The organism is Proteus columbae, assembly GCF_009914335.1.
Classification (GTDB): Bacteria; Pseudomonadota; Gammaproteobacteria; order Enterobacterales; family Enterobacteriaceae; genus Proteus.
In genome coordinates this window covers 1,054,428-1,079,023 of the sequence record NZ_CP043925.1, presented here as the reverse complement: position 1 = coordinate 1,079,023, position 24,596 = coordinate 1,054,428, and the positions used below count along the sequence as shown (strand labels likewise).

27 protein-coding genes are annotated in these 24,596 nt (G+C 39.8%); 20 read left to right on the top strand and 7 right to left on the bottom strand.

Annotated features, from left to right (window positions below):
- Positions 1-9: 9 nt before the first annotated feature.
- The 4 genes from F1325_RS04985 to F1325_RS04970 form a co-directional block, all read right to left on the bottom strand.
- On the bottom strand, positions 10-513 hold the full coding sequence (locus tag F1325_RS04985; RefSeq protein ID WP_109374093.1) for a protein disulfide oxidoreductase: 504 nt from the start codon (positions 511-513) through the stop codon (positions 10-12).
- On the bottom strand, positions 513-1,244 hold the full coding sequence (locus tag F1325_RS04980) for a DsbA family protein (protein WP_109374092.1): 732 nt from the start codon (positions 1,242-1,244) through the stop codon (positions 513-515). Before F1325_RS04980 ends, F1325_RS04985 begins: the two co-directional genes overlap by 1 nt.
- Entirely contained in the window at positions 1,244-3,283 is a 2,040-nt protein-coding gene (locus F1325_RS04975; RefSeq protein WP_109374091.1) for a protein-disulfide reductase DsbD family protein, read from the bottom strand. The genes F1325_RS04980 and F1325_RS04975 overlap by 1 nt, the downstream gene beginning before the upstream one ends.
- Before the next feature lie 84 nt (positions 3,284-3,367).
- A complete protein-coding gene (locus F1325_RS04970; protein WP_160230064.1) occupies positions 3,368-3,757 on the bottom strand; it encodes a metal resistance protein in 390 nt (129 codons plus the stop codon).
- Positions 3,758-4,122: 365 nt separating this feature from the next.
- Between F1325_RS04970 and F1325_RS04965 the strand changes: the two genes are divergently transcribed.
- The 8 genes from F1325_RS04965 (at position 4,123) to nadD (ending at position 12,438) form a co-directional block, all read left to right on the top strand.
- A complete protein-coding gene (locus F1325_RS04965) occupies positions 4,123-5,016 on the top strand; it encodes an amino acid ABC transporter substrate-binding protein (protein ID WP_160230063.1) in 894 nt (297 codons plus the stop codon).
- Positions 5,017-5,132: 116 nt separating this feature from the next.
- Positions 5,133-5,873, top strand: a complete 741-nt coding sequence (locus tag F1325_RS04960; RefSeq protein WP_109374088.1) for an amino acid ABC transporter permease — start codon at positions 5,133-5,135, stop codon at positions 5,871-5,873.
- Complete coding sequence (gltK, locus tag F1325_RS04955; protein WP_006537724.1) at positions 5,873-6,547, top strand: glutamate/aspartate ABC transporter permease GltK; 675 nt, start codon at positions 5,873-5,875, stop codon at positions 6,545-6,547. The genes F1325_RS04960 and gltK overlap by 1 nt, the downstream gene beginning before the upstream one ends.
- On the top strand, positions 6,548-7,273 hold the full coding sequence (locus F1325_RS04950) for an amino acid ABC transporter ATP-binding protein (RefSeq protein ID WP_109374086.1): 726 nt from the start codon (positions 6,548-6,550) through the stop codon (positions 7,271-7,273). It begins immediately after the preceding gene.
- A gap of 326 nt (positions 7,274-7,599) precedes the next feature.
- Entirely contained in the window at positions 7,600-10,182 is a 2,583-nt protein-coding gene (gene leuS, locus F1325_RS04945; protein ID WP_109374085.1) for a leucine--tRNA ligase, read from the top strand.
- A gap of 12 nt (positions 10,183-10,194) precedes the next feature.
- Positions 10,195-10,743: an LPS assembly lipoprotein LptE gene (lptE, locus tag F1325_RS04940; protein ID WP_109374084.1), complete on the top strand. Its 549-nt coding sequence runs from the start codon at positions 10,195-10,197 to the stop codon at positions 10,741-10,743.
- The gene (gene holA / locus F1325_RS04935; protein ID WP_160230062.1) at positions 10,740-11,774 is read left to right on the top strand and encodes a DNA polymerase III subunit delta; all 1,035 of its coding nucleotides are present in this window, start codon (positions 10,740-10,742) and stop codon (positions 11,772-11,774) included. The genes lptE and holA overlap by 4 nt, the downstream gene beginning before the upstream one ends.
- Entirely contained in the window at positions 11,767-12,438 is a 672-nt protein-coding gene (nadD, locus tag F1325_RS04930; RefSeq protein WP_109374082.1) for a nicotinate-nucleotide adenylyltransferase, read from the top strand. The genes holA and nadD overlap by 8 nt, the downstream gene beginning before the upstream one ends.
- A 10-nt stretch (positions 12,439-12,448) precedes the next feature.
- On the opposite strand, the gene F1325_RS04925 is transcribed toward nadD, so the two are convergent.
- Positions 12,449-13,195, bottom strand: coding sequence for a YbgA family protein (locus F1325_RS04925; RefSeq protein WP_160230061.1), 747 nt, complete (start codon positions 13,193-13,195; stop codon positions 12,449-12,451).
- A 515-nt stretch (positions 13,196-13,710) separates the two neighbouring features.
- Here F1325_RS04925 and rsfS point away from each other — a divergent pair.
- The 10 genes from rsfS to crcB all read left to right on the top strand — a co-directional run bounded on the left by rsfS (position 13,711) and on the right by crcB (position 22,637).
- Positions 13,711-14,037: a ribosome silencing factor gene (rsfS, locus tag F1325_RS04920; RefSeq protein WP_006537732.1), complete on the top strand. Its 327-nt coding sequence runs from the start codon at positions 13,711-13,713 to the stop codon at positions 14,035-14,037.
- A 2-nt stretch (positions 14,038-14,039) separates the two neighbouring features.
- Positions 14,040-14,510 (top strand): 23S rRNA (pseudouridine(1915)-N(3))-methyltransferase RlmH, encoded by a 471-nt coding sequence (rlmH, locus tag F1325_RS04915; protein WP_004246050.1) that lies wholly within the window; start codon positions 14,040-14,042, stop codon positions 14,508-14,510.
- Between the two features lie 38 nt (positions 14,511-14,548).
- Positions 14,549-16,444, top strand: coding sequence for a peptidoglycan DD-transpeptidase MrdA (gene mrdA / locus F1325_RS04910; protein ID WP_109374080.1), 1,896 nt, complete (start codon positions 14,549-14,551; stop codon positions 16,442-16,444).
- A gap of 5 nt (positions 16,445-16,449) precedes the next feature.
- Positions 16,450-17,562: a peptidoglycan glycosyltransferase MrdB gene (mrdB, locus tag F1325_RS04905; RefSeq protein WP_109374079.1), complete on the top strand. Its 1,113-nt coding sequence runs from the start codon at positions 16,450-16,452 to the stop codon at positions 17,560-17,562.
- A 10-nt stretch (positions 17,563-17,572) separates the two neighbouring features.
- A complete protein-coding gene (gene rlpA, locus F1325_RS04900; RefSeq protein ID WP_109374078.1) occupies positions 17,573-18,574 on the top strand; it encodes an endolytic peptidoglycan transglycosylase RlpA in 1,002 nt (333 codons plus the stop codon).
- 122 nt (positions 18,575-18,696) lie between these two features.
- Positions 18,697-19,908 (top strand): D-alanyl-D-alanine carboxypeptidase DacA, encoded by a 1,212-nt coding sequence (gene dacA, locus F1325_RS04895; RefSeq protein ID WP_109374077.1) that lies wholly within the window; start codon positions 18,697-18,699, stop codon positions 19,906-19,908.
- A 200-nt stretch (positions 19,909-20,108) separates the two neighbouring features.
- Complete coding sequence (gene ybeD, locus F1325_RS04890) at positions 20,109-20,372, top strand: DUF493 family protein YbeD (RefSeq protein ID WP_036912266.1); 264 nt, start codon at positions 20,109-20,111, stop codon at positions 20,370-20,372.
- A 165-nt stretch (positions 20,373-20,537) separates the two neighbouring features.
- Complete coding sequence (gene lipB / locus F1325_RS04885; protein ID WP_109374076.1) at positions 20,538-21,182, top strand: lipoyl(octanoyl) transferase LipB; 645 nt, start codon at positions 20,538-20,540, stop codon at positions 21,180-21,182.
- A 101-nt stretch (positions 21,183-21,283) separates the two neighbouring features.
- Positions 21,284-22,249 (top strand): lipoyl synthase, encoded by a 966-nt coding sequence (gene lipA / locus F1325_RS04880; protein WP_075671558.1) that lies wholly within the window; start codon positions 21,284-21,286, stop codon positions 22,247-22,249.
- A 13-nt stretch (positions 22,250-22,262) separates the two neighbouring features.
- Positions 22,263-22,637 carry a fluoride efflux transporter CrcB gene (gene crcB, locus F1325_RS04875; protein ID WP_109374075.1) on the top strand — a complete coding sequence of 125 codons (375 nt, stop codon included), beginning with the start codon at positions 22,263-22,265 and terminating at the stop codon, positions 22,635-22,637.
- 135 nt (positions 22,638-22,772) lie between these two features.
- Here crcB and cspE read toward each other — a convergent pair whose 3' ends face one another.
- Both cspE and F1325_RS04865 read right to left on the bottom strand, forming a co-directional pair.
- Positions 22,773-22,982 (bottom strand): transcription antiterminator/RNA stability regulator CspE, encoded by a 210-nt coding sequence (cspE, locus tag F1325_RS04870; protein ID WP_023581133.1) that lies wholly within the window; start codon positions 22,980-22,982, stop codon positions 22,773-22,775.
- Positions 22,983-23,179: 197 nt separating this feature from the next.
- The gene (locus F1325_RS04865) at positions 23,180-23,653 is read right to left on the bottom strand and encodes a methylated-DNA--[protein]-cysteine S-methyltransferase (RefSeq protein ID WP_109374074.1); all 474 of its coding nucleotides are present in this window, start codon (positions 23,651-23,653) and stop codon (positions 23,180-23,182) included.
- A 283-nt stretch (positions 23,654-23,936) separates the two neighbouring features.
- Here F1325_RS04865 and nrdH point away from each other — a divergent pair, with 283 nt between their 5' ends.
- Together nrdH and nrdI are read left to right on the top strand one after the other, a co-directional pair.
- On the top strand, positions 23,937-24,161 hold the full coding sequence (gene nrdH, locus F1325_RS04860) for a glutaredoxin-like protein NrdH (protein ID WP_023581131.1): 225 nt from the start codon (positions 23,937-23,939) through the stop codon (positions 24,159-24,161).
- A gap of 11 nt (positions 24,162-24,172) precedes the next feature.
- The gene (gene nrdI, locus F1325_RS04855; RefSeq protein ID WP_109374073.1) at positions 24,173-24,592 is read left to right on the top strand and encodes a class Ib ribonucleoside-diphosphate reductase assembly flavoprotein NrdI; all 420 of its coding nucleotides are present in this window, start codon (positions 24,173-24,175) and stop codon (positions 24,590-24,592) included.
- Positions 24,593-24,596 lie beyond the last annotated feature (4 nt).

Genomic DNA, 24,596 nt, shown 5'->3' with positions numbered 1-24,596 from the left:
GTATACCGTTCAAAGGCCTGCCCACCATAAACGTAGTTTTAATCCCCATGAAGATGACCAACCGCTCGTAAAGCCTACCATTTCCCCTTTATAAACAATAACAAATGAAGGTGTTGCGCTAATTTTCCACTGCTGAGAAATATCCCCTCGACTATCATTTATTACAGGAAAGACCAATCCTTTAGACTGAATGCCGCGCTCTAACTTTGCGTTATCACCAGAACGGATCGCAACAGATGTCACGTTATAACCATCTAGTGCTAACGAATTTACTGAGGGAGTTGTGAGTTTACAAACTCCACACCAAGTTGCCCAAAAATAGATTAATAAAGGCTTTTCAGCACTCAATTCAGCTAAAGAAACAACTTTATTATCAACAGTATATAGCTCAGGTAAATTCGTTAAGGCTGGTGGCATAGGTTGACGCCACCAATCCATTGCAAAAGAAGCTACAACGAAAATGACAATCAGAACAATCAGTTCTTTACTCCACTTTCGTAAGCGACTACGCATTATTTTTTCACTTTAGCCAGTTGTTCTTTAACAATCACTTCTAGCTGAGCGTAATCAACAGCACCAGGGATAACCATATCGCCAACAACCGTTGCTGGTGTACCTTGAATACCTAACTTACGAGAAAGATCTAAGTTATTTTGTAACGCTTTTAGGCTTTCATCGGTTAATTTCACTTTGCTTGTATTGGTTGTTTTCATTGCATCATCAATACTTGCGTTATCAAGCATTGTTTTCTTCTGCATTAAACGTTGGTGTAATGCTAAGAATGCTTTTGGATCTTCTTTCCAAACTGAAAGTACCGCTTGAGAGGCTTTTGCAGAACTTTCACCTTTAAATGGCAGTGGTTTAATAATCACGGCAACTTCAGGATAATCTTTTGTGATTTGTTCTAATAATGGGTCGAAGCGTTTGCAATAAGGGCAGTTATAATCAGTAAAAGAAACCAACACTAACTTAGCGTCTTTGGCACCAATACGAGGGCTTGCTGCATCGTTATATAATGCGTCATGCTCTGCTTTTAATGCAGTACGGAATTGAGCTTGTTGCTCATCTGCTTTTTGCGCTTGTAATGCTGTGATAGCTTCTTCCAAAATTTCTGGATTTTTAATTAACGTATCACGAACCAGCGCACGAACTTCTTTTTCCTGATCCGCACTTAACGCTGCTGCTTGTACATTTGCACCAAAAAGTAACGAAGAGATAACCAGTGCAGAAAGTGTTTTTTTCATTATTGGGCTCCTTTAGCCTCAGAAAGAACTGTCAATGTTGAATCTTTATTTAAAATAGGAGGTAAAACCACGCCATCTTTATGGCAAGGTCCATAAACTTGGTTAAAAGGTACTGCAACTTGACCACGTTGTTTTAAAAATTGAGTGATCTTATCGGAGGGTTTAGTCCAATCCCCTCTTAATGCAACAATATCTGGTGCAGAAAGTGCAGTTTGGATCTCTTCTCGCAATAATACATTGTATTTGTTTGCTTTGCAGGTTACACACCAATCAGCTGTTACATCAACAAATACGCGTTTATTTTCTGCTAATGCTTGGTGTATCGCTTCTTCTGATAAAGGTTGCCAATTTATCGTATCTTGACCCGCAAGTGTTTGGCTTGCTGGTTGCTCCACAAATAGATAGGTGCTTCCCCCTAAAAGAAAGGCTACCGCGGTAGAAATCAATAATACTTTTTTGCCATAATGTTTTGCGATAGCAAACAATAACAACAGCCCAATAATAACAAAAATACCTGCAACTATTGGCATTCCTAAGTGAGGGATCAAGAGCGTTATTAGCCAAATACTCGACAACAGCATCATAAAGCCCAAAACAACTCTTAGGCGATTCATCCATTTACCTGGTTTTGGTAGTGCTTTGGCGATAGATGGAAATATTGCCACTAAGATCCAAGGCAAACTCATTCCAATTCCTAGGGCAGTAAAAATAAGCCATAGTTCATTTAGAGGCGCTATAAGTGCATAAGCGACTGCGGTTCCTAAAAACGGTGCTGAGCAAGGTGTCGCGAGTAAGGTTGCAAATGCACCTTCCCAAAAGTGTCGGCTATATCCTTGTCCACCCGCTGTTGCCATTTTGGTATTCATATTGCTACTTAAACGCAGTTCAAATAATCCGAATAGATTTGCAGTAAAAATAGCGGTAACTAATACCATAAAGCCAATAAACCAAGGACTTTGGAATTGGATCCCCCAACCTAAAGCTTCTTGGCTATAACGTAAGCCTGTCATAAACAGAGCTAGCGCCCAAAATGAGACTAAAATACCTAAAACAGAGATAGAAAATTGCTTGCGAATAACGCCTTTATCACGATTTTCGAGATGTAAAATTGATCCCATTTTCATCGCAAGTACGGGTAATACGCAGGGCATTAAATTCAGAATTAAGCCGCCCAATAGTGCAAAAGCAAGAATACCCCAAAGCCCAATACCTGAATTAGAAGGTGGAGCAGTCTCCTCTTTTCCATGCCCTATTATGTCATTAACTTGACGAGAAAAATCTTGGTCAGTAATAACAAAAGAAAGTACCTTACCTGAGATATTACCAGCAGCATCCCCCCAATCATCTGTCACATCAACCGTGACAAATAGGTTTTTATCTTGATGCTTTAATTTTGGAATACCGTAAAGCATACCTTCAGGAGGATCGAGATAAATATTAGGTTTAACCCAAGCACCTTGCTCTTTTTGTAAAGAGATAGTGAGTTGGCTATTGTTATAACCAGAAGAAACTGATGATATTAATCCCGTTCCAACAGGAATTTTGGCCATTGCCTGATTATATTGCCATTCAAAATCAGCAGGCACAGGTTCGGTAAGATCTAAATCTAAAGTGTAGTCAGTCAGAATGCAGACATTACTGCATGTTGATAAAGTTAAAACGCCTATTAAACGATCAGCGTGAACAGGAGATAACTCAATGGGGAAAATAACTTGTTTATCATAACCTTGTGTGTGAATACCCGCTACATCAAAAGCTGAAGGCGAAGGCCAATGCCAAATCATTGTACTTACATCTTGCGACCAATTAATTTCAGGGGCAACACCACCTTCTCCTGGAGAACGCCAATACGTTTTCCATCCAGACTCAAGCTGTACTTCAAGTAAAACTTTCACATCACCCGTTGGGAACTTTTGTGCTGTCGCCCTAACTTGTGCATGAGAATTATCAGGCGTGGTTAACCAGCCTGTATCTGCTGCTTGAGAAGTAGATAAAGTAAATAGCGTTAATATCAACGCCATAACAAAAGAACGAAACATAACAACTCCCTAAAAATTCCTACAACGCTACACATAAAGCCACGTCCAAAATAGACGAGCAATCTTTTAGCTAAAAGGAAATTTCTAATCCCTCAAAATACAATAATGAAGGTGAAGTCTGATTGGTGGAGGTGGATGATGGTGTTTTTTCTGATTACGCTGACGCGATACATAGACAGCAGCCATGCTTAACAACAGTAATACAACCCATGAATGGAAAAATGGCTCTATTGTTAATGGAGGAACAGATAATAATGATTTGGCGCTTAATTCACAGGTAGACAATGAAAAAGTGTGCTCTGTTACGCTATTCTCATCAGCAATTGGTGTTGATAGTGGGTATTGTGTTTGAGCAACAGCTGTTGCTAAGCGCTCACTAATGATGTGGGCACCTAATGAACGCTGAACAATACAACACAAGATCAGCAAAACTGTTATCACCACTAGCCAGCGACCTGACCGCCAATTACTCATAGATGTTCCTCATCAATATGACTCGCTATCTTAACGGTAATCCACAGACAAACAACTCCTTAAGACAAACTTTACAAATCCCTACTTAGTTTATTTTTCGCATCATCTCAAATTTTCATCTTTAACCTTTATTTCTATAAGGTTTCTACTACAATAATTTTAAATATTGAAAACAACTTCCAAAAAAATAATCAACTACATTTGATTTCATTCTTTTATTGGGAGATACCTCTCGTATTTCACAAATTGCACTTCCCAACAGTATGTTATTTGTTCTATCTATTAACATTATCAAAACAAATTAAAACAAAAAAGCAACACAAAGCAAAACACCAATATCACTTATCACCACGACAGGAGTTATTATGCGCATGCGTAAACTAGCATTATCATTAATGATCTTAGGGGCGGCAGGAGCAGTGCAGGCAGAAGAACTCACTGGAACCTTAAAGAAAATCAATGACAACGATATTATTATTGTTGGACACAGAGAATCCTCTGTTCCTTTCTCTTACTATGATAATCAACAGAAAGTCGTTGGCTATTCGCAAGACTATTCCAACCTAATTGTGCAGGCTGTAAAAGACAAAATAGGCAAACCAAACTTACAAGTTCGCCTCATTCCTATTACTTCTCAGAATCGTATTCCATTATTACAAAATGGTACATTTGATTTTGAGTGTGGCTCAACAACCAACAATGAAGCTCGTCAGCAACAAGCTGGTTTCTCTAATACTATTTTCATCGTAGGTACACGTTTACTGGCGAAAAAAGACAGTGGAATTAAAGATTTTGCTGACTTGTCAGGTAAAAACGTTGTCGTAACATCAGGAACAACGTCTGAAATGTTACTCAACAAATTAAATGATGAGAAAAAGATGAATATGCGCATTATCAGCGCAAAAGATCATGGAGACTCATTCCGTACACTTGAATCAGCTCGTGCTGTTGCCTTTATGATGGATGACGCATTACTGGCTGGTGAGCGTGCTAAAGCGAAAAAACCAGGTGAGTGGGAAATTGTAGGAACCCCGCAATCTGAAGAAGCTTATGGTTGTATGTTGCGTAAAGATGATGCTCAATTCAAAGCACTAATTGATGAAACTATCGCTCAAGCACAAAAATCGGGTGAAGCAGAAAAATCGTTCAATCGCTGGTTTAATGCACCGATCCCACCTAAAAATCTTAACTTAGAATTCACCATCTCTGATGAAATGAAAGCATTATTTGCATCACCAAATGATAAGGCATTGAATTAAAAACACATAAGTAATTGATGCAAAATAAATAATTATAAAGTATCTGTTGGACAGACAGATCAGTGAAGTTTGGGGCAGCCGTTCCCTGCCCCTCTTTTTTCACCGGAGGTGAAATCATGTCGATTGATTGGGATTGGGGGATATTCTTCCAAGAAGCCCCTTTCGGAAACACCACATACTTAGGATGGCTGATTTCTGGCTTTCAAGTCACCATTGCCTTATCTTTATGCGCTTGGATTATTGCCTTTTTTGTTGGTTCTTTATTCGGGATTTTACGCACAGTACCTAATCGCTGGCTTTCAAGCTTAGGCACTGTTTATGTTGAGTTATTTCGTAACGTACCACTTATTGTTCAATTCTTTACGTGGTATTTAGTTATTCCTGAACTCTTGCCTCAATCTATTGGCGACTGGTTTAAAATGGACTTAGCGCCCAATGTGCAATTTTTTGTTTCATCAGCACTCTGCTTAGGTTTATTTACCGCCGCGCGTATGTGTGAACAAGTTAGAGCCGCAATAAACTCATTACCCCGCGGACAAAAAGCCGCAGGTTTAGCATTGGGCTTAACTTTACCTCAAACTTATCGTTATGTTTTATTACCCAATGCATACCGAGTCATTATTCCACCAATGACATCCGAAATGCTCAATCTCGTGAAAAACTCAGCGATTGCCTCTACTATCGGACTTATTGATATGGCGGCACAAGCAAATAAACTCCTCGACTATTCCGCGAAAGCGTATGAGTCATTCACAGCAATCACTCTGGCCTATGTATTTATCAATGTCATCATTATGGTAATAATGAATTGGCTTGAAAAACGCGTTCGCTTACCCGGCACAACAGGAGGTCAATAATGTACGAATTTGACTGGAGTTCTGTTGTTCCAAGCCTACCATTTTTAGTCGATGGAATGGCTATCACACTAAAAATCACTATCACTGCTATTGTGGTCGGTATTTTATGGGGAACGGTGCTTGCCGTTATGCGCCTATCTACCTTTAAGCCTATTAGCTGGTTTGCAGCCGCTTACGTTAATACCTTCCGTTCTATCCCATTAGTCATGGTATTGCTGTGGTTTTATTTAATTGTGCCTAACATATTACAAAATGTTCTAGGACTTTCACCTAAAAGTGATATCCGTTTAATTTCAGCAATGATAGCGTTCTCTTTATTTGAAGCGGCCTATTACTCTGAAATTATAAGAGCAGGTATTCAAAGTGTTAGCAAAGGACAATTTTCAGCCTCACTCGCGTTAGGTATGACCAAATCACAAACCATGCGTTTAGTGATCCTACCTCAAGCCTTTCGAGCCATGATCCCGCTTTTACTGACTCAAGGAATTGTATTATTCCAAGATACATCCTTGGTTTACGTTTTAAGTCTTACTGACTTTTTCAGAACAGCGGCAAATATTGGAGAACGAGATGGTACACAAGTTGAAATGATCCTCTTTGCTGGTTTTGTTTATTTTGTCATTAGCTTCGCTGCTTCGATGTTAGTAAACTTTCTTAAAAAAAGGACTACCTAGATGATTTCCCTAAAAGACGTATCCAAATGGTATGGTCAGTTTCAAGTACTGACTGAATGTTCCACTGAAGTTAAAAAGGGGGAAGTTGTTGTTGTCTGTGGACCTTCTGGATCAGGTAAATCAACACTGATCAAAACAGTGAATGGCTTAGAGCCGATACAACAAGGCGAGATCTTTGTTAATGAAATCAAAGTAAATGACAAGCATACTGATCTTGCTAAATTACGAGCAAAAGTGGGTATGGTTTTCCAACATTTTGAACTCTTCCCTCACCTCTCTATTATTGAAAATCTTACACTGGCACAAGTTAAAGTGCTTAATAGAGAGAAAGGTGCCGCAAAAGAGAAAGGATTAAAGCTATTAGAGCGAGTAGGATTAGCAAGCCATGCTAACAAATATCCAGCTCAGCTTTCTGGTGGTCAACAACAACGTGTCGCCATCGCTCGCGCATTATGCATGGACCCTATTGCAATGTTATTTGATGAACCTACATCAGCGCTTGATCCTGAAATGATTAATGAAGTACTTGATGTAATGGTAGAGCTTGCAAATGAAGGTATGACAATGATGGTAGTGACCCATGAAATGGGTTTTGCTAAAAAAGTTGCTGACCGTATTATTTTTATGGATGAAGGTCGAATTGTGGAAGATAGACCTAAAAATGATTTTTTTGATAATCCAAAATCAGCGCGAGCAAAAGACTTCCTCGCTAAAATTCTACACTAACTCCCACATCTCCTCTGCTGGCGTGCTTTTTCAGCACGTCAGCCCAAAATAATAATTTCGATTAACCTCGCAACTAAATATCAAATAATCTTCTTTTTTCGCAATATTCCTATTATTTTTTCAGAAAATACGCATTTATTGTCTTTTTGCTCTAACTCTTTCCAAGATATCTCGCAATTGTCTTGAAAAAGTTATGCAAACAGTGGCTTTCATTGAGATCAATAGTTGTGGCTATTAGACAAAATCAGCTATGCTATGCAAGTCTTAATTTCATAATAGCGGTTACCCTCCGGTAGCCATTAATTCACCATAGGATTATCGGTGCCATGCAAGAACAATATCGTCCCGAAGATATAGAGCAAACTATCCAGGAACACTGGGAAAAGAACAATACATTTAAAGTGACAGAAGATAATAACAAAGAAAAATATTACTGCCTGTCAATGCTACCTTATCCTTCTGGCCGACTACACATGGGACACGTCCGTAACTACACCATTGGTGACGTGATTTCCCGTTATCAACGTATGCTAGGTAAAAACGTCTTACAGCCTATTGGTTGGGATGCGTTTGGCTTACCAGCAGAAGGTGCCGCAGTAAAAAATAAAACCGCCCCTGCACCATGGACTTACGAAAACATCAATTACATGAAAAACCAGTTAAAAAAACTGGGTTTTGGTTACGATTGGGATCGTGAAGTCACTACCTGTACACCAGAATATTATCGCTGGGAACAGTGGTTCTTTACTAAGTTATATGAAAAAGGCTTAGTTTATAAAAAGACCTCTGCTGTTAACTGGTGCCCACATGACTTAACAGTTTTAGCCAACGAACAAGTTATCGATGGCTGCTGCTGGCGTTGTGATACCCCTGTTGAACGTAAAGAAATTCCACAGTGGTTTATCAAAATTACCGAGTATGCCGAAGAGCTGTTAAACGATTTAGATACGTTAGATGAGTGGCCTGAACAAGTTAAGACCATGCAACGTAACTGGATTGGTCGCTCTGAAGGTGTCGAAATTAAATTTGATGTTGCTGACAGCAACGACACAATGACCGTTTATACAACGCGTCCAGATACATTTATGGGCGTCACTTATGTTGCAGTTGCAGCAGGTCACCCATTAGCGCAAAAAGCTGCTCAAAATAATCCTGAAATTCAACAATTCATTGATGAATGCCGTAACATGAAAATGGCAGAAGCCGATATGGCAACAATGGAGAAAAAAGGGATTGCAACAGGCCTTTACGCTATTCATCCATTAACTAAAGAAAAAGTCGCTATTTGGGTTGCTAACTTTGTCTTAATGGAATACGGCACGGGTGCTGTAATGGCGGTTCCAGGCCATGATGAACGTGACTGGGAATTTGCAACTAAATACAATTTACCAATTAAAGCTGTTATTGCAGATGCTGAAGGTAACCAACCAGATGTCTCTGCCAGTGTATTCACTGAAAGAAATAGCCTGATTAACTCTGGTGAATTCACAGGTCTTGATAACCAAGCTGGCTTTAACGCTATTGCTGATAAACTGGCACAAATGGGTGTTGGTGAGCGCAAAGTTAACTACCGTTTACGTGACTGGGGTGTTTCTCGTCAACGTTACTGGGGTGCGCCAATTCCAATGGCAACTTTAGAAGACGGTACTGTTGTTCCTGTTCCTGAAGATCAGCTGCCAGTTATCCTGCCAGAAGATGTCAAAATGGACGGGATCACCAGCCCAATCAAAGCAGATCCTGAGTGGGCAAAAACCACAATCAATGGTCAACCAGCGCTGCGTGAAACGGATACTTTTGACACCTTTATGGAATCTTCTTGGTATTACGCTCGTTATACCTGCCCTGATTACGATAAAGGCATGTTAGATCCGAAAGCAGCTAACTATTGGTTACCTGTTGACTGGTATATTGGTGGTATTGAGCACGCCATCATGCACTTAATGTATTTCCGCTTCTTCCATAAACTGATGCGTGATGCTGGTTTAGTAAACTCGGATGAACCAGCAAAACGCTTACTGTGCCAAGGCATGGTATTAGCGGATGCGTTCTATCACACTGGTGAAGATGGTGCTCGCCATTGGGTATCTCCTGCTGAAGCGATTGTTGAACGTGATGAGAAAAATCGCATCATTAAAGCGACTGACAGCGAAGGTCATGAATTGACTTATGCTGGCATGAGCAAAATGTCTAAATCTAAAAATAACGGCATCGACCCACAAACTATGGTTGAACGTTATGGTGCAGATACCGTTCGTTTATTTATGATGTTTGCTGCTCCACCAGAATTAACACTGGAATGGCAAGAATCTAGCGTTGAAGGTGCAAACCGTTTCTTACGTCGTTTATGGCGTTTAGTTCACGAGCACACTCAAAAAGGAGCGACACAGTCTCTTGATCTTTCTACACTGACAGAAGAACAAAAAGATTTACGTCGTGACTTACATAAAACGATTGCGAAAGTATCTGATGACGTAGGTCGTCGTTTAGCCTTTAACACCGCGATTGCTGCCATTATGGAGTTAATGAATAAATTAACTCGTGCAACACAAGAAACAGAACAAGATCGTGCATTAATGCAAGAAGCATTAGAAGCAATTGTTCGTATGCTTTCTCCAATTATTCCTCATGCATGTTTTGTTATGTGGCAAGCATTAGGTGGTAAAGAAGACGTTGATGTTGCGCCATGGCCTGTTGCTGATGAAGAAGCCATGATTGATGACACTAAACTGATTATCGTTCAAGTGAATGGTAAAGTTCGTGGTCGTGTTACTGTTCCGGCTAATTCAGAAAAAGAATATGTTCAGGAAATGGCGACAAAAGAGTACAGTGTTGCAAAATACTTGGAAGATGTGGCTATTCGTAAAGTCATCTATGTTCCAGGCAAATTACTGAACATCGTTGTTGGCTGATAAGGAGGCCTAGTGCGATATCTATTTTCGCTATTTTTCGGTTTAGCGGTGTTAATCACCGCTGGCTGTGGTTTTCACCTTCAAGGTAAAACTCAGGTTCCAGCAGAATTAAAAACGCTTTATCTTAGCTCTGGTGACCCTTATGGCCCATTATCTCGAGTAATGCGTCAACAACTTAGACTTAGTGGTGTTCAGCTTGTTGAAAATCCAACAGCCAATATCCCTATTCTTAAAATTGTCGGCTCATCAGAAAGTAAAGAAACCGTATCTGTGTATCAAGACGGTAAATCAGCAGAGAGTCAGTTAACATTTGTGCTTGATGCACAAGTGATTATGCCTGATGGTACGATTTACCCAATTTCATCACAGGTTTCACGCCCATTCTTCGATAACCCATTAGAAGCATTAGCGAAAGATGCTGAAAATGACATTATCAAGCAAGAGATGCGTGAACAAGCGACAGCGATATTAGTGCGTAAATTATTGGTTGTTCACAACGCTGAACGCCAAAAAGCCGCACAAGCTGAGCAGGCAAAACAGATAATCTCACCAGCCAAATGATCCGCTTATATCCAGAACAACTGAATGCGCAGCTCCAAGAGGGGCTGCGCCAAAGTTACCTACTCTGGGGTAATGAACCTCTGTTACTCCAAGAATCTCAAGATGCTATTCAATCCACCGCTAAATCCCAAGGATTTATCGAGCACTATCAATTTACCCTTGATAATAATACAGACTGGAATGAAATTTACTCGCTTTGTCAATCGCTAAGCCTTTTTTCTCAAAGACAATCTCTTTTACTGCATTTACCTGAAAATGACCCCAATGCAGCGATGTCAGAGAAACTCACTCGCCTATCTCAAGAATTGCATCAAGATTTATTGTTGATTTTACGTGGCAATAAACTCACAAAAGCGCAAGAAAACAGTGAATGGTTTAAAACATTAAGCCAACATGGAACCTATGTTTCTTGTCTAACACCTGAGCTTGATAAATTACCTACTTGGGTTGCGCGTCGAGCAAAACAAAAAGGGTTAGCGCTGGATGAACAAGGTAATCAATTACTTTGCTACTGTTATGAAGGAAATTTACTAGCACTAGCACAAGCCATCGAACGCCTTTATCTGCTGTACCCTGACGGTAAATTAACACTCCCAAGAGTCGAAGCGGCGGTCAATGACGCGTCACATTTTACCCCTTATCACTGGGTTGATGCATTACTTGCAGGGAAAACACAACGTGCATGGCATATATTGCAACAACTCAAAAGAGAAGACTCTGAACCTGTTATTTTACTCAGAACTTTACAACGTGAGTTAATGCAGCTGATTACACTACATCGTGAATCTAAAACAGCTTCATTAAAAACGATTTTTGATAAACATCGAATTTGGCAAAACCGACGCCCAATATTCACAGCAGCACTACAACGTTTATCTGAACATCAATTGCTGACAGCAATACGATTACTTGCAACAATTGAAATTACTATTAAGCAAGATTACGGACAGACAGTTTGGCCCTCGCTCAGTGCTCTGGGCTTATTACTTTGTGGAAAAGCACTACCAGAAGGATTTGTCAGTCATGCCTAGAACCAATCACTCAACACCTTTAATTAACCAAGCCATCGCTTTATATGGTGGTACATTCGATCCTATTCATTATGGGCATTTGCGTCCTGTTGAAGCACTCTCAGGATTAATTGGTTTAAAAGAAGTGATTTGGTTACCTAACAATATTCCTCCTCATCGCCCTCAACCAGAAGCATCTTCTCAACAACGCCTTGAAATGGTGCGTCTTGCGCTTGAGCCGTATTCCTCCTTTAAAGTGGATACCCGCGAGCTTGAAAAACCAACCCCCTCTTATAGCATCGAGACATTAAGAGACTTCAGACAAGAAATTGGCGAGAAACAACCTTTGGCCTTTATTATTGGTCAAGATTCATTGCTTTCAATAAATACGTGGCACAAATGGGAAAGTTTATTAGACATGTGTCATTTATTAGTTTGTGCTCGTCCTGGTTATCAAACTCATTTTGAATCAGCGCAAATGCAAGCATGGTTGGAAAAGCACCAAACCAAACAGCAAGAAGATATTCATTGCTTACCCGCAGGTAAAATATTCCTCGCTGACACACCACTTTATAATATTTCAGCGACAGACATTCGAGCTCGCCACAAAGCAGGTTTAGATTGCCACGATTTACTACCCAACTCCGTTGAAAACTATATTCGCCAACAACAACTTTATAAATAACGTATTCTTTTTAAAGTTGTTCTCTTAAATAATTAAAGGCAGATGGATAAGGCGAAAAATAGCGTTGGTTAATCAAATAGTCATCGGGATAAATGGTTAACCAATATTGGAGTAAATCATAAGGTTTAGAGAAAGGCACTACACCTTGACGATATAGCAAAATTGTCTGTGATATTTCTTGTTTCTGTTGCGAACTCAGATCTCGCTTAAAGTAACCCGCCATATGCATTAATGCATTAGTTTGTCCTTCTCGACTTGGTGCAACGCTTAATGCCTTCATTAACTTTTGTTGATATTTAGATGTAATTTCATCAAGAGAGATTTCGTCAGAAAGATTAGCGATATAACGCCCTAATTCACGATAAGCCACTTGTGAATAAGCCATAATTAAATATTTATATCGACTATGAAATTCAATCAAAGCCCCTTTACTTAATGATTGATTAACCTGTTGTTGATAATCGCATAGTGCAAAGAATTGAGTAAGAAAGTGATCGAGAATAATAGGCTGTAAAAGTTGCTCAAGACTTAATTGAGGTAAAATAAAATTTGATGGCGAAACAAGTCTATCCCCTTCTTTTCCGATATAACCATAAATCGGCAACGGATGATCTCTGTTTTGGAGATCTATCCGCATAATGCCTATTTTTTCATCTTTAACGACACGACAAAGTAACGCTAACTTTTCTTGTAATTGGCGATCGCTGTTACTCACAATTTCTGAAGATAGCCCGAGATAATTTTCTTTTCTTTCCATTCTTTTTCTCTCTAACTAAAAAGTATGAGTATTAGTCTGTATAATCTAAACCTAACAAAGTCAAAACACGCTAATTAGGTGTTTAATCAGCATTGACAGACGAGGTTTAGCTGTTATTCTCACCCTCTGTTCCCTTAAGGGAACTGTAAGGTAAAACTGTCGTCTAAACGGAAAAGTTCTTATCTGCCTTCTTTTTGTTATTTATTATGACGCAGTTAATGGGCATATATGAATTTTTCTAAATCAAACGTCGAAAAACAAGAAAATGAGGTTTATGTTCTTGTTATTGCTAACTGGAATTAATCATCCAGTAAAATAGATTTATTGGTATAAATTCCTTTAAAATAGCATTCATATTCTAAATAATTTGAGGTGCAGTTAGACAACAAGTGGAGTAAGTCGCTAGGCATATGCCACAGTATATAACTAGTGCGAATAAATGTAGTCAACAACGCTGCAACTTGAAGTATCACGAGTATGTTATTTTTCGATTGAATTAACTCATTAGATTAAAGGTGATCCTTTTGCAAGGCTCTGAATTACAGCAATTTATTATTGATAAACTTGAAGATTCTAAAGCTCAAGACATTATTGCATTAGATGTCCGCGGAAAATCAAGTGTAACTGATTACATGATTATTTGTACGGGTACATCAAGCAGACACCTCATGTCTGTTGCAGATAATCTCGTTGATGATTGCCGCGAAGCGGGATTACAACCTTTAGGTGTTGAAGGACAAGGCGTTTCTGACTGGATTGTCGTTGATCTTGGTGAAGCCATGGTACACGTCATGCAAGAAGATAGTCGCCGTATGTACGAACTTGAAAAACTCTGGAGCTGAGTTTGAAATTACAGCTCATTGCCGTTGGTACAAAAATGCCGGACTGGATACAGACCGGCTTTATGGATTATCTTAATCGATTCCCAAAAGACATGCCTTTAGAACTTATCGAGATCCCCGCTGGTAAGCGTGGGAAGAATGCGGATATTAAACGTATTCTCGAAAAAGAAGGTGAACAAATGTTAGCAGCAGTAGGTAAAGGAAATCGTATCGTCACTCTCGATATTCCTGGCGCTCGCTGGGATACGCCAAAACTTGCAGAACAACTTGATCGATGGAAGCTTGATGGTAGAAATGTCAGCTTACTCATTGGTGGTCCTGAAGGATTAGCGCCCGCTTGTAAAGCTGCGGCTGAACAAAGCTGGTCTTTATCTCCTTTAACAATGCCACACCCCCTTGTTCGTGTCGTGGTTGCAGAAAGCCTTTATCGAGCATGGAGCATTACCACAAACCATCCTTATCATCGTGAATAATCAATAAATTGGCGGGTCAGTAAGTGAAGTCAAATGGGATGAAAAGAAAAAAACGTACCCCGTTTCGAGATTATACTGCGGAATCAAAGCTATTTATCCGTCGTGTGATTGTCGCATTTTCAGTAATTATTATATTGAGTGGTGTTTTGGTTTTTAACCTCAATCACTTACAGATCGCTCGCCATGATGATTATCAAACACGTTCAAATGATAACCGAATTAAATTAGTACCGATTGCTCCCAGCAGAGGCATTATTTACGACCGCAAAGGTATCCCTCTTGCGCTCAATCGTACTATCTATCAATTAGAAGTTGTGCCTGAGAAGGTAGCAAACTTACAAGAAACACTTGAAAGTTTAAGGGATGTCGTTGACTTAACGGACGAAGATATTGCTGCATTTGAAAAAGAGCGCAAGCGCTCACGTCGATTTAGTTCTATTGCCTTAAAAACAACATTAAGCCAAGTACAAGTCGCACGTTTCGCTATCAATCAATACCGTTATCCTGGCTTAGAAATTAAAGGCTATCAACGTCGCTATTATCCTTATGGTTCAGCATTAACGCATGTAATTGGTTATGTCGCAAAAATTAACGATAAGGATGTTGAACGCCTTGATAAAGAAGGTTTATCACCTAACTATGCTGCGACTCATGATATTGGCAAGTTAGGCATCGAACGTTATTATGAGTCTGTTTTACACGGTACAACAGGCTATGAAGAGGTTGAAGTTAATAGTCGTGGTCGAGTTATTCGCCAGTTACACGAACAACCTCCACAGGCAGGTAAAGATATCTATCTTACCATCGACCTTGAACTGCAAACCTATATTGAAACATTACTCACCACAAGCCGAGCTGCGGTTGTAGTAACCGATCCTCGCAATGGTGAGATTTTAGCGCTTGTATCGAATCCTAGTTATGATCCTAACTTATTTGTTGGTGGGATTTCGAACACCGAATATCAAGGGTTACTAAACAACCCAGATAGACCGTTGATCAACCGTACAACCCAAGGTCTTTATCCACCTGCATCAACCGTAAAGCCGTTTATGTCTGTTGCTGCATTAAGTGAAGGTGTAATCACAGCCAATACAACAATTCATGATCCCGGCTGGTGGCAACTTCCTGGCTCTGAAAAACGTTATCGAGATTGGAAACGTTGGGGACATGGAAAACTTAATGTTACAAAATCTATCGTAGAATCTGCGGATACCTTCTTCTACCAAGTTGCTTATGATATGGGAATTGATCGTATATCAACTTGGATGGAGCGCTTTGGTTATGGCGAATATACAGGTATTGATCTATCCGAAGAACGCAATGGCATCATGCCAACGCGTGAGTGGAAACAGCAACGTTATAAAAAGCCTTGGTATCAAGGTGACACGATCCCCGTAGGGATTGGACAAGGTTATTGGACAGCAACGCCAATTCAAATGGCAAAAGCTTTAATGACATTGATTAATGACGGTCAAGTTAAAACCCCTCACCTACTTTACGGTACAAAATTTGGCAATGAAATGTTGCCTTATGTTGATACTGAAACACGCCAAATTGGCGATATCAACTCAGGTTATTGGGAATTAGCAAAACACGGTATGTATGGTGTGGCTAACTTCCCTAATGGTACAGGTCGCCGAAGTTTTGCTGATGCGCCTTATAAAATAGCAGCAAAATCGGGAACCGCACAGGTGTTTAGTTACGAAACCTACAATGCGAGCCAATTGGCTGAACATCTTCGTGACCACAAATTGATGATTGCCTTTGCGCCTTATGATAAACCGACCGTAGCCATCTCTATTATCCTAGAAAATGGTGGTGCAGGCCCTTCTGTCGGTGATATTACAAGACAAATTCTTGACCACATTCTCCTTGGTGATAACAACACGGTATTGCCAGCTTCTCCACCAGCACCGCGTGGTTCAGAGGAATAATACTCATGACTGAAAAGAACAAGAAAAAATCCTTCTGGACACGGATCCATATCGATCCTCTATTCTTACTTTGCATTATTGCTTTATTAGGATACAGCGCATTTATTATGTGGAGTGCCAGCGGACAAGATCCAGAAATGATGCAACGTAAGTTAGGACAAATTGCAATGGGATTTATGGTCATGATCATCATGGCACAAATCCCACCCCGAGTTTATGAAAGTTGGGCGCCTCATCTCTTTTTCTTTTGCGTTCTCTTATTGATCCTCGTTGATGTTTTCGGACAAATCAGCAAGGGAGCACAACGCTGGCTCGATTTAGGTATTGTACGTTTTCAGCCCTCAGAAATTGCTAAAATTGCCGTTCCTTTGATGGTGGCGCGATTTATGAATCGAGATGTGTGCCCACCTACGTTACGTAATACCGCCATTGCTCTGGTCATTATTTTTGTTCCAACATTATTAGTTGCAGCCCAGCCCGATTTGGGGACATCCATTCTTGTTGCTGCTTCAGGGCTATTTGTTCTTTTCCTTGCTGGAATGAGCTGGCGTCTTATTATTATCGCAATTGTACTTGTTGCCGCCTTTATCCCCATACTTTGGTTTTTCCTCATGCATGATTACCAGCAAGCACGGGTAATGATGCTTCTGGATCCCGAATCAGACCCGCTTGGCGCAGGATATCATATCATCCAATCTAAAATTGCCATTGGTTCTGGTGGATTACATGGAAAAGGATGGTTACAAGGCACTCAATCTCAATTAGAATTCTTACCAGAGCGCCATACAGACTTTATTTTTGCTGTATTGGCTGAAGAACTCGGATTAATTGGTGTTTTGATACTACTAACGCTTTATATACTCTTAATTGCGCGAGGTCTTTACCTTGCAACGAAAGCACAAAATACATTTGGTAGAGTAATGATTGGCGGATTAATGCTAATTTTCTTTGTCTATGTTTTTGTCAACATAGGAATGGTGAGTGGCATCCTTCCTGTTGTGGGTGTTCCGTTACCGCTGATGAGTTATGGAGGCTCCGCCCTTATTGTGTTAATGGCTGGGTTTGGTATCGTGATGTCGATTCATACACACCGAAAACTACTATCGAAAAGTTTATAATGAGGTTTTTATGCGTCTGCAATGGGTTTTGATTGGTATCAGTGCATTGCTACTGTCAGGGTGTGTTATTGATAAACCAAATACCAATAAACAGCCAGCACCATTACCCAATGTGCCAGCTCAACGTGTTCTTGGTGCTGAGCCACGTTACGAGCCTTATCACCCTACGGCAAATCAAGATTACCGAAAAAATGGGGTGGTTTACCGTATTGTGACTGATCCTGCAAACTTCAGTGAACGAGGAGAAGCTGTTGTCTATGATAGTTTAGCGATGAGTCGTTTAACTACCATTGGTGAGCGCGTTAATCCCTATGAATTTGCCGCTGCGCATCCTACATTACCGATCCCAAGCTATGCGAAAATCACAAACTTGCTCAATGGGCGCACAATGGTTGTACGTATTAACGACCGAGGCCCCTATGTTAATGGGAAACAAATCCAAGTTACGCCAGCGGTTTCTGATAGCTTACGTTTAATGCCGACAACTCCATTGCTTATTGAAGGAATTGTTGTTGACCAAACTGGCCATATGAGTGGTATTGGTACACATGGTGCGCAGATAGAGAAAAAAACAACGGCATTACCTGAGCGTCCTAATTTTAATGCCCAACCAGCAACGCCCGCGCCATTAACGACATCAACGCCTACCAACAACAATATGCCAGTTGAGCCACCTGCTCCAACGCCAGTTCCAGCCCAAACTCCAACACCGGCGCCAGTTCCAATGCCCGCTCCAGTGGAGACAGAAACAAAAGCGCCAAAACCAGTATTATCCTCAAATGCCATAGCACAAGGCTTTTATGTTCAAGTCGGTGCTCTCAGTAATGAAAATAACGCACAACGTTGGCTAGATGATTTAGCATCATCAGTTAGCACCCAAGGTGTGATCAATAAAACAGATGGATTATATAAAGTGCAACTCGGCCCTTATTCATCTAAGGATCAAGCCGAAGTGATAAAAAGCAAGCTGAAACAAGTTAAAGATATCACTGGTTTTATTATTACCCAATAAAGGATAATTTTACGTAAAATCCTTTTTATATCAGCAAATTCAAGCGTAGAATCGTCTGGATTTGCTGATATTTTATTTATCAGTCCCTATTTTTCCCTGAATTTTCGGATTAAACAAACAGAATGAAACAGATACTCCCAGCAAAATTACTAAGAACAAGCCTATTAAGTGCCACTTTTGCTTTACTCACAGTAAGTCATCAAAGTATTGCGGAAGATTCCCTAAAAACAATGATACCCGCTGTTCCTAGTATCGAAGCCGAATCTTATATTCTTATTGATTATAATTCTGGGAAAGTACTGGCTGAAATGAATGCCGATGTTCGCCGTGATCCTGCAAGTTTAACCAAGATGATGACCAGCTATGTTATCGGTCAATCTATTCGTGCTGGTAAAATCTCTAATAGCGATATCGTACCCATTGGTGAAGAAGCATGGGCAACGGGTAATCCTGTTTTTCGTGGCTCTTCTTTAATGTTCTTAAAACCGGGTGATCAAGTTACAGTTGCACAGTTAACTCGTGGCATTAACTTACAATCAGGTAATGATGCTTGTGTTGCAATGGCCTCTTATGTTGCGGGCAGCCAAGATACGTTTGTAACCATGATGAACGATTACGTTAAACGCCTAGGTTTACAGAATACACAATTCCAAACCGTTCATGGTCTTGATGCCCCAGGACAATACAGTTCGGCTCGCGATATGGCGCTAATTGGTGCAGCATTAATTCGTGATGTACCTGATGAGTATGCTATCTATAAAGAAAAAGAGTACACCTACAACAATATCCGCCAAACTAACCGAAATGGTTTGTTGTGGGATACCAGTTTAAACGTTGATGGTATTAAAACAGGCCATACTGCATCTGCTGGCTATAACCTTGTCGCTTCCGCAACCGAAGGCGATATGCGTTTAATTTCTGCGGTTATGGGTGGTCACTCATCTAAAGGTCGTGATGCCGAAAGTAAAAAATTACTCACTTGGGGTTTCCGTTTCTTTGAAACCGTAAAACCATTGCAAGTGGGTAAAGAATTCGCTGCTGAGCCTATCTGGTATGGCGAAACAGATAAAGTGCAATTAGGGGTAGATAAAGATGTTTATTTAACTATTCCTCGTGGTCGTTTAAAAGATTTAAAAGCAAGCTATGTTCTTGATAATGTAGAATTACATGCACCAGTGTCCAAAAACCAAGTTGTGGGAACAATTAATTTCCAACTTGATGGTCAAGTTATTGAACAACGTCCACTTGTTGTGATGAATGAAGTAAAAGAAGGTGGCTTTTTTAGTCGTATTATCGACTACATCAAATTATTATTCTCACACTGGTTTGGCTAAGGCTTGAAAAAGGTAAATGTGACCACATATAACTATTATCTAGATATTGGCACAAACACATTTACCATTTCCATATTTACCCTAATTACCAGTATCGCATTCCTTATTATTTAAGGAATGCGCTTTTTATTTGCTAAGATTAGGTGTAGACATAAATTATTAAAACAACAGCACCTGTTGTCTTAAGGAATTACATTATGATGAAAACAAAATTAAACGAACTGTTAGAGTTCCCATGTTCTTTCACTTATAAAGTGATGGGGCACGCAAAACCAGAATTAGTGGATCAAGTCGTTGAAGTTATTCAACGCCACGCTCCTGGTGATTACACACCTTCAGTGAAACCAAGTAGCAAAGGTAATTACCACTCTGTTTCTATTACCATCAACGCAACTCATATCGATCAAGTAGAAACGTTATATAAAGAATTAGGTGAACTTGAACTGGTACGTATGGTTCTGTAATCTCTTCTTTTAATAGATAACTTTTTAAAAGCGCCTTTTATCATTTTAAGGCGCTTTTTCTTATTCTGCATCCCTTCATTTTTCATCCTACCGAGGAAAAAAAACATCTCAATCTGGTAGTTCATTTACTGGAGCGTTATACTGCTCTTCACAATTACGCTACAAATGAAGATTTTCACGGTGCAAGACAAGACAATCATTATTCGCCAATTAGGTGTGAAACCCTATTTACCGGTTTCTGATTCTATGCATCAGTTTACGGAAAAACGGGAAAGTCACACACCTGATGAAATATGGCTCGTTCAACATGAACAGGTTTTTACCCAAGGCCAAGCAGGTAAAGCTGAACACTTATTAAATACGGGGTCTATTCCTGTTATTCAATCTGATCGTGGTGGTCAAGTGACTTATCATGGCCCCGGTCAACAAGTAATGTATGTTTTAATTGATTTAAAACGCAATCATGTAGGTGTTCGTCAATTAGTCACCGCTCTTGAAAACACCGTTATTGATACGCTAGCGGAGTTTAATGTAGAAGCTTATGCTCGTGTTGATGCGCCCGGCGTTTATGTAAAGGGTGATAAAATTTGCTCTTTAGGATTACGCATTCGTAAAGGTTGCTCCTTTCATGGGCTTGCGCTCAATATCGATATGGATTTATCCCCTTTTGCACGAATAAATCCTTGTGGTTATTCTGATCTAAAAATGACGCAGTTAATTGATTTTGCACCAAATACGACAACGACACAGGTAGCACCGTTATTAGTTAAGCATTTTTGTACACAACTAGGATTCCAACCACAGCAATAAAAATGCTATAATTTTTTTAACATTTGTCATATTTTTTTAAAACCCTGATTACCTCAGTCACATCGTGTTAATCACTCTAGATAACTGGAACTGGCACAATTATGAGTAAACCTATTCAGATGGAACGCGGAGTTAAATATCGCGACGCCGATAAAATGGCACTTATTCCTGTTAAAACAGTCGCTACAGAACGTGAACAACTGCTACGCAAACCTGATTGGATGAAAATAAAGTTACCCGCTGACTCAAGTAAAATTCAGGGTATCAAAGCAGCAATGCGTAAAAATGGTCTTCATTCCGTCTGTGAAGAAGCCTCTTGTCCTAACCTTGCAGAATGCTTTAACCACGGAACAGCAACCTTTATGATCTTGGGTGCAATCTGTACACGCCGTTGCCCATTCTGCGATGTTGCTCATGGCCGCCCAAATGCCCCCGATCCGCAAGAGCCAGAAAAACTCGCTCAGACGATTAAAGATATGGGGTTACGCTACGTCGTAATTACTTCCGTAGACCGCGATGATTTACGTGATGGCGGTGCTCAACATTTTGCTGATTGTATTGCTGCAATTCGTGCAAAAAATCCAACGATCCGTATTGAAACATTAGTCCCTGACTTCCGTGGTCGTATGGATAAAGCTCTTGAGATCCTCACAGACACACCACCTGATGTCTTCAACCATAACTTAGAGAACGTTCCTCGCGTTTATCGTCAAGTACGTCCAGGTGCTAACTATCAATGGTCATTGACATTGTTAGAGCGTTTTAAGCAAGCTCACCCAGACATTCCCACTAAGTCGGGTTTAATGGTCGGTCTTGGGGAAACCAACGAAGAAATTATTGACGTTATGCGTGATCTGCGTAAACATGGGGTAACGATGCTGACATTAGGGCAATATTTACAGCCAAGTCGTCACCATCTTCCTGTTCAACGCTACGTCAGTCCTGATGAGTTTGAATATATGAAAGAGCAAGCACTTGCGATGGGCTTTACCCATGCAGCTTGTGGGCCGTTTGTTCGCTCGTCTTATCATGCTGATCTTCAAGCTCAAGGGATTGAGGTTAAATAACAATTAATCTCTCATGCTTAACATTGCAATTGCTGTATTTATAGGTGGTGGTTTAGGTAGCGTATTGCGCTGGCTGATTAGCTACCGCCTAAATTCTATTTTTCCTCATTTTGCTACGGGCACCTTTATTGCGAACTGCATTGGTGCTTTTATTATTGCCTTTGGTATCGCTTGGTTTAGCAAAGCGCCACATATTGATCCTATTTGGAAAATTATGCTAACTACAGGCTTTTGTGGCGGTTTGACAACATTTTCAACCTTTTCCGTCGAAGTTGTCGCACTCTTAACTGAAGGAAAGATAGGATGGGCATTAAGTACGATGGGCGCTAACTTGGCGGGTTCATTTTTAATGACCGCTTTTGCGTTTTGGTTACTACGAGAGATCTAATACTCGGAATGTAAAAATCGTTAAAAAACGAGCTTTGCTCTAGGTATATAAAAACCCGTTAAAAAACAGGTTTTGCTCTAGAAATATAAAAACCCGTTAAAAAACGGGTTTTTACTGTCTCAAAGAAGTCGTTAATTAGATAGCGACAACGTTTGCAGCAGATGGCCCTTTCGCGCCGTCAGTAACTTCAAACTCTACTTTTTGACCTTCAGCAAGGGTTTTAAAGCCTTCTGATGTAATAGCGGAAAAGTGTACAAATACATCTTTGCTGCCATCTTCTGGAGTGATAAAACCAAAACCTTTAGTTTCGTTAAACCACTTAACGTTACCTTTTAATTTAGACATCAAGTTTACCTTTAAAATAGAAAATAAACGCAAGCGTTTTGCGTTGGCTATAGTAAAACAAAAATGATGATTCCCTGTCCACAGTCTAGATCACGAAACTCACATTTTTTTTCTGCCAAATGATTAATATTCAGACAAATCCCATGCCTTAACGCATAGTTCACTTAAGAAACAATACTTAATACTTACAATCTGAACTATTCATCAATTTCTACTTTTTCATAGTGAAGTAGCCAACGCTTAATATCTAATCCACCAGTATAGCCGACCAACTTACCGTTATGACCAATCACTCGGTGGCAAGGAATAATTAAAGAAATTGGATTGCGCGAGTTTGCCATTCCTACCGCTCTGCAATAATTGATCGAACCTAATGTAAGCGCTAATTTTTTATAGCTCCAAATTTCACCATAAGGGATTGTCTGTAATGTCTTCCAAACACGGCTTTGAAATTCAGTTCCTTCAGGCGCTAATGGCACTGAAAACGTCGTGCGTTTACCCGCAAAATACTCTTTTAATTGTTGCATACATTGGTTAATCACGGGGCTTGTGTTTACAGCAACCTCTTTATCATTCACAAAATAGAGACTTGTGATCCCTTTTTCATTTGCAGTGATAGAGATATAGGGTTTTGGAAATCCTTTCGGTGCATCGAGATAGTCTTGGTACATAATGTTTTCTCTGCTGATTTGTCTTTAATAACAAGATTAAATCATGCTTGATTGGTAAAGCAATCATCTAATTACTCGTATATCTAATAAAAATTGATCAATCGAGCGATCTAAAAATAAAATTAATTCACTAACTATTTAATTTTAATGATAATCATTATCAAAAATGAAAATCACCATATATTGTGTGGTTGAAAATAAATAAATCTATATATAGTATTTAAGGACTTCTCATTATGGATGTGAAAACAGACACATCCATATTTTTATAAGGGTTATTTTTATGTCTGTTATCCTCTATACCAAACCGAATTGCGTTCAATGCAGTGCCACAGAACGCGCCTTAAAACAGAAAAATATTCCGTTTGTTGCAGTTGATCTCACCAAAGATACACAAGCCCTCGCTCACATTGTTTCTATGGGATATCGCCAAGTACCTGTAGTTGTTCACGGTGAACAACATTGGTCGGGTTTCTGCCCTGATAAAATCAGACAGATCACGCTCTAAAGGAGCATCTCATGCAAACTGCACCTTTGATCTATTTTTCAAGTCGTTCTGAAAACTGCCATCGCTTTGTACAAAAGCTCAATTTAAAGGCGACCAGAATTATTGAAGATGAAACCTTGCTTGCAACACAACCTTTTGTGTTGCTTTGCCCAACTTATGGCGGCGGTGGTGCTAAAGGTGCAGTGCCTAAAGCGGTTATTCAGTTTTTAAATATTCCTGAAAACCGTCAATTAATACGTGGAGTCATTGCTTCTGGAAATACTAACTTTGGTGCAGCTTACGGATTAGCAGGCGATATTATTGCACAAAAATGCCAAATTCCTTTTTTGTATCGATTTGAATTATTAGGTACGCCAGAAGATGTAAACCGCGTAAAAACAGGTTTAAGCACATTTTGGTCAAGCCTTACTGACCAATGCGTCACGAGATAATTAA